Source organism: Tepidiforma sp. (assembly GCF_034433535.1).
GTDB lineage: Bacteria > Chloroflexota > Dehalococcoidia > Tepidiformales > Tepidiformaceae > Tepidiforma.
Map to the genome: position 1 here is coordinate 1 of NZ_DAOUAO010000143.1, position 5,242 is coordinate 5,242.

Annotated in this window: 6 protein-coding genes; 1 reads left to right on the plus strand and 5 read right to left on the minus strand. The window is 67.3% G+C overall.

The genetic code is table 11. From position 1 onward, the window contains the following. The 3 genes from rpsP to sodN form a co-directional block, all read right to left on the minus strand. Nucleotides 1-273 (minus strand): 30S ribosomal protein S16 (gene rpsP / locus VAE46_RS07910; protein ID WP_322796386.1); only part of this gene is annotated, 273 nt, incomplete at its 3' end. Nucleotides 274-371: 98 nt separating this feature from the next. Then, the gene (gene ffh / locus VAE46_RS07915) at nucleotides 372-1,688 is read right to left on the minus strand and encodes a signal recognition particle protein (RefSeq protein WP_322796387.1); all 1,317 of its coding nucleotides are present in this window, start codon (nucleotides 1,686-1,688) and stop codon (nucleotides 372-374) included. A 105-nt stretch (nucleotides 1,689-1,793) separates the two neighbouring features. After that, complete coding sequence (gene sodN / locus VAE46_RS07920) at nucleotides 1,794-2,240, minus strand: superoxide dismutase, Ni (RefSeq protein ID WP_322796388.1); 447 nt, start codon at nucleotides 2,238-2,240, stop codon at nucleotides 1,794-1,796. A gap of 151 nt (nucleotides 2,241-2,391) precedes the next feature. Between sodN and VAE46_RS07925 the strand changes: the two genes are divergently transcribed. Beyond that, entirely contained in the window at nucleotides 2,392-2,865 is a 474-nt protein-coding gene (locus tag VAE46_RS07925; RefSeq protein ID WP_322796389.1) for a peroxiredoxin, read from the plus strand. Nucleotides 2,866-2,942: 77 nt separating this feature from the next. Here the strand turns inward: VAE46_RS07925 and VAE46_RS07930 are convergent, their stop codons facing one another. Both VAE46_RS07930 and VAE46_RS07935 read right to left on the minus strand, forming a co-directional pair. Continuing rightward, nucleotides 2,943-4,031, minus strand: a complete 1,089-nt coding sequence (locus tag VAE46_RS07930; protein WP_322796390.1) for a Zn-dependent alcohol dehydrogenase — start codon at nucleotides 4,029-4,031, stop codon at nucleotides 2,943-2,945. Between the two features lie 59 nt (nucleotides 4,032-4,090). Beyond that, nucleotides 4,091-5,242, minus strand: a 1,152-nt coding sequence (locus VAE46_RS07935) for an ABC transporter ATP-binding protein (RefSeq protein ID WP_322796391.1), incomplete at its 5' end; no start/stop codon positions are given.

The window sequence follows — 5,242 nt, forward strand, 5'->3', positions numbered from 1 at the left end:
GGCAGCGGGCTTGCGCGGGGGCGCCGGCTTGCGTTCGATGATGCCGGCGCGGGCGAGGATTTTCTCGGCGGCTTCGGAGGGCTGGGCGCCCTTGCTGAGCCACTCCTTCGTGCGCTCGGCATCGATCTGGACGCGGGGCGGGTCCTGGTGGGGGTCGTAGGAGCCGAGGGTCTCGATGAAGCGGCCGTCGCGGCGGTCGGGCTGGTTAGCGACGACGACGCGGTAGAGCGGATAGCCTTTCTTGCCGGTGCGGCGGAGGCGGATGCGGATCATGGAGTCTCCTGAAACGCCCGGGTGGGGCGGTGTCGGTGGATTCGGTGGTGTTGAGGGTACACCATCCTGTGGTTTCGTCCACGGGATGGCGGTGGCGGTCAGCGGAAGAGCGGCATTTTGCCGGTGCTGAGCGACTTCGCGATCTTGCGGGCTTCGAAGAACTGCTTGAGGAGCTGGTTGACCTGCGACGGGTCGGTGCCGGAGCCGCGGGCGATGCGTTTGCGGCGCTTTCCATCGATTTTCTCGGGGTGGCGGCGCTCCCAGGGGGTCATCGAGAGGACGATGGCCTCAGCCTGGGCGAAGAAGCGGTCGTCGAGCTCATCGACCTGGAGCTGCATTTTGATGCGGTTGAAGCCGGGGAGCATCGAGACCAGCTGGCCGAGGGGGCCCATCTTGCGGACCTTGCGGAGCTGCTCGATGAAGTCCTGCAGGTCGAACGTGCCCTTCTTGAGCTTGTCCTTGAAGGCTTCCGTGTCCTCCTCGCCCATGGTTTCCTTGGCCTTTTCGATGAGGGAGAGGAGGTCGCCCATGCCGAGGATGCGGCCGGCGAGGCGGTCGGGGTAGAAGGGCTCGAGGGCATCGGCCTTTTCCCCGATGCCGATGAACTTGACCGGCACGCCGGTGACGGCGCGGATGCTGAGCGCGGCACCGCCGCGGGCATCGCCGTCCATCTTGGTGAGGATGAGGCCGGTGGTGCCGACGCGCTCGTGGAACTCCTTGGCCGCGTTCACGGCGTCCTGGCCGGCCATGGCGTCGGCGACGAAGAGGACCTCGGCGGGGTTCAGGTGCCGGCGGAGCTCGGCCACCTCGTTCATCATGTCGTCGTCGATGTGGAGGCGGCCGGCGGTATCGACGATGAGGTGGGTGGCGCCCATCCGGCGGGCCTTTTCGAGGGCGTTGCGGGCGATCTCGAGCGGCGGCCGGCCGGTGCCTTCCTCGTGGATGGGGACATCGAGGGAGCGCGCGAGGGTGAGGAGCTGGTCGACGGCGGCGGGGCGGTATATGTCGCAGGCGGCGAGGAGGGGCCGCTGGCGCTGCTTCTTGAGGAGGTTGGCGAGCTTGGCGGCGCTGGTGGTTTTGCCCGAGCCCTGGAGGCCGACGAGCATGATGACGGTGGGCGGGTTCGGGGCATGGTTGAGTCGCGGGGCTTCGCCGCCGAGGATTTCGACGAGCTCCTGGTGGACGATATCGATGACCTGCTGCGCGGGGGTGAGGGAGCGGAGCACCTGCGCGCCGAGGGCCTTCTCTTTGACGCGCTGGGTGAATTCGCGCACGACGCGGAAGTTGACGTCGGCCTCGAGCATGGCCATGCGGACTTCGCGGAGAGCCTGGTCGAGGTCTTCTTCGGTGACGACGCCGCGCGAGCCGAATTTGCGGAAGGCGCCCTGGAGCCTGTCGGTCAGCGATTCGAACATGTGCTTCCAGTGTAGCGGGGGCGGGTGCTGCGGTGGAGATTGCGCGATCGCAGGAGGCGGGGCCCCGGCAGGGCCCCGCCTCGGAGCGTGTTCCCGGGGATGCGCTCAGGGGTTGGCCCGGTAGAAGGGGACGTCGGTGCGGTTCTTGGTGGCCCAGAAGATGTTGTGGATCTCCTCGATGGCCTTCAGCAGGGCCTCGCCGTTGGCGGGATTGGATTCGTGCTTGCACTTCGAGGCGGCCTTGGCAGCCTTCCAGAACGTCTCGTGGAGGTTGGGGTATTTCTCGAGGTGCTCGGGCTTGAAGTAGTCGTGCCAGAGGATATCGAGCTCCTTTTTGACGAGCTCAGCCTGCTGCTCCTTGATGGCGATGAAGCGGGTGCGGGTGTTGACGGTGGCGAGGTCCTGGGCATCGCCGAGGGCGGCGATCTTCTTTTCCATCGAGAGGACGGCCTCGGCGGCGATGCGGGCAGCGGCAGGGTCGTAGACGCCGCAGGGTCCATCGCAGTGCGCGTGGGCGACGACGGACGGGCGCAGGAAGCGGAGAAGTTGCATGGCCTGTGGTGTACTCCTGGGAAGGTGGTGCGAGTGCCGGGTCCGATTATAGGCCCGGGGCAGAAGGGGGTGCACGGCGGGAACCGGGGCGACGGTCGTTCACGAGACCCTGTACGATCCTTGGGACTCTACCTGGAATGGGGGATTTGTGATGGCAGAAACTGCAACGCTGAAAGTCGGGGATGAGGCGCCGGATTTCGAGCTGCCGGCGAGCCCGACGGGGGAGAAATTCCGGCTTTCGGACTACCGCGGGAAGCAGGCGGTGGTGATCAATTTCGTGCCGGCGGCGTTCAGCCCGGTCTGCTCGAACCAGCTGCCGCTGATCGAACAGAAGCGGAAGGAGTTCGAGGCGCAGGACGCACTGCCGGTGGTGATCTCCTGCGATGGGCCGTGGGCGCTGGCTGCCTGGAAGCAGCAGCTCGGCGTGGACTACCCGGTGCTGAGCGACTTCAACCCGCACGGCGAGACGGCGCGCAAGTACGGCGTGCTGATCGAGGGCCGGGGCATCGCGAACCGGGTGGTGATCGTGGTGGGGAAGGACGGGAAGGTGGCCTGGATTCAGCCAACAGAGAAGATCACGGACATCCCGGACTACGACCCCGTGATTGCCTGCCCCAAGGCCTGAGCCGAAGGGCACTGCACGAGACGAAGCGGCCCCTCCAGGCTGGAGGGGCCGCTTGCTGCACGCCGGTGCCTGGGCGGCTAGTTTTCGAAGACGATGACGGAGCGGTTGACTTCGCCTTTCTTGAGCGCGTCGTAGGCCTCGTTGATCTGGTCGAGCCTGTAGCGGCGGGAGATGAGTTCATCGATCTTGAGGCGCTTCTGGCGGTAGAGCTCCATGAGCCAGGGCATGTCGTAGGTCTGGCGGGTGGAGCCGTAGAAGCTGCCGACGATGCCCTTTTCGCCGAGGAAGGCCATGCCGGCATTGGGGATGGTGAGCTGCTCGGTGAGCGGGAGCATGCCGACGATGACGGCCTGGCCGCCGCGGCGGGCCATTTCGAAGCACTGCTGGGCGGTCTTCATAAGGCCGATGGCCTCGAAGGCGTAGTCGACGCCGCCGCCCGTCATGGCGATGACCTGCTGGACGGCATCGCCCTTGGAGGCGTCGACGACGTCGGTCGCCCCGAACTCTTTGGCGGCGGCGAGCTTCGATTCGACGAGGTCGACGGCGATGATGCGGGAGGCGCCGGCGATCTTCGCGCCCTGGATGATGTTCAGGCCGACGCCGCCGCAGCCGACAACGGCGACGGTCTGGCCGGCCTGGAGCTTAACGGTGTTGGTGACCGCGCCGACGCCGGTCATAACGCTGCAGCCGACGAGTGCGGCAGCCTCCATGGGCACGCCCTCGGGGACTTTGACGCAGGCGTGCGCCGAGACGAGCTGGCGCTCGGCGAAAGCGGACATGCCGGCGAACTGCATGATCGGCTGGCCCTTGAGCTTGACGCGGCCCATGCGGTTGAGGGCCTGGGTGTTTTCGCAGAGGTTGGGCCGCCCGGTGACGCAGCGGTTGCAGGTGCCGCAGGACTGGACGAACGCGACGACGACGCGGTCGCCTTCTTTAACGTTGGTGACGCCGGGGCCGATCTTTTCGACCACGCCAGCGGATTCATGGCCGAGGACGACCGGCATGGGGTAGAGCCACTTGCCCTCCATGAAGTGGAGGTCGGAGTGGCAGACGCCGGTGACGGAGGTCTTGATGAGGACTTCGCCGGCCTGGGGTTCGTCGAGTTCGATTTCTTCGATGCTCAGGGGCTGATTGGGGGCGTAGAGAACCGCTGCTTTGACGTTCATGGATGTAGGGCTCCTCCTTCTCGAAGCAGGGGGATTTTTCCGCCCGGTAGGGGACGGCGTCAAGCGAGGGTCGGGGTGGGGACCGGCGCTACCGGGCGGGCAGGGATGCGCTGACCATCGCGGGCATCGAACAGGTGCACAGCCGACAATTCGGGAACCAGGCCAATGACGGCGCCGGGGCGGACATCGAGGTCGGGGTCGAGGCGCGCCGTGACCGGCGTGCCCCCGACATTGGCGGTGACGTAGAGGTCGGCGCCGTGGGGTTCGATGAGCGTCACGGTGCCGGTGACCGGGGCGGGCGATGGGGCCGGCGTTCGGCGGAATGATTCGGGGCGCAGCCCGAGGATGACGGGGCCGGGCCCGGGAGCCGGCTGGAGCACCGGGAGGGGGAGTTCGACGCCCTCGGCGCGGAAGGTCGCGGCGGACCCATCGCGCAGCAGCTCGCCCGGGATGAGGTTCATGGGCGGGCTACCGATGAACGAGGCGACGAAGGTGTTGGCCGGGGAGTCGTAGAGCGCCTGGGGCGGGACCACCTGCTGGAGGACGCCCTCCCGCATGACCGCGATGCGGGAGCCCATGGTCATCGCTTCGATCTGGTTGTGGGTCACGTAGATGACCGTGGTCTGGAGGCGCCGGTGGAGCTCGCTCAGCTCGGCGCGGGTGCGGAGGCGGAGCTGGGCATCGAGGTTGCTGAGGGGCTCGTCCATGAGGAAGACGCGCGGGCGGCGGGCGATCGCCCGGCCCAGGGCGACGCGCTGACGCTGGCCGCCGGAAAGCTGGCGAGGCCGGCGGTCGAGCAGGTGGGTGATTTCGAGCATGGCCGCGACCTCGCGGACGCGCTGGTCGATTTCGCGCGCGGGCGTTTTGCGCTGGCGCATGCCGAAGGCGAGGTTGTCGTACACGCTCATGTGGGGGTAGAGCGCGTACGACTGGAACACCATGGCGATGTCGCGGTCGCGGGGTTCGATACCGATAACAGAGCGGCCATCGATGCGGATATCGCCGCTGGTGGGGGTTTCGAGGCCGGCGACCATGCGGAGGGCAGTGGTCTTGCCGCAGCCGGAGGGGCCGACCAGCACGAGGAACTCGCCGTCTTCGATATCGAGGGTGAGGTCATCGACGGCGCGGACGGCGCCGAAATGGCGGGAGACGTGGTCGAAGGTGACGCCCATCTGGTGCTCCATGGGGCGGCGGCCCGCCCTCCACGGAGC

What these genes read in the sequence shown, in the direction of transcription:
- sodN (WP_322796388.1), bottom strand. Translation starts at nt 2,240, where the DNA reads ATGCAACTTCTCCGCTTCCTGCGCCCGTCCGTCGTCGCCCACGCGCAC.
- ffh (WP_322796387.1), bottom strand. Translation starts at nt 1,688, where the DNA reads ATGTTCGAATCGCTGACCGACAGGCTCCAGGGCGCCTTCCGCAAATTC.
- VAE46_RS07925 (WP_322796389.1), top strand. Translation starts at nt 2,392, where the DNA reads ATGGCAGAAACTGCAACGCTGAAAGTCGGGGATGAGGCGCCGGATTTC.
- VAE46_RS07930 (WP_322796390.1), bottom strand. Translation starts at nt 4,031, where the DNA reads ATGAACGTCAAAGCAGCGGTTCTCTACGCCCCCAATCAGCCCCTGAGC.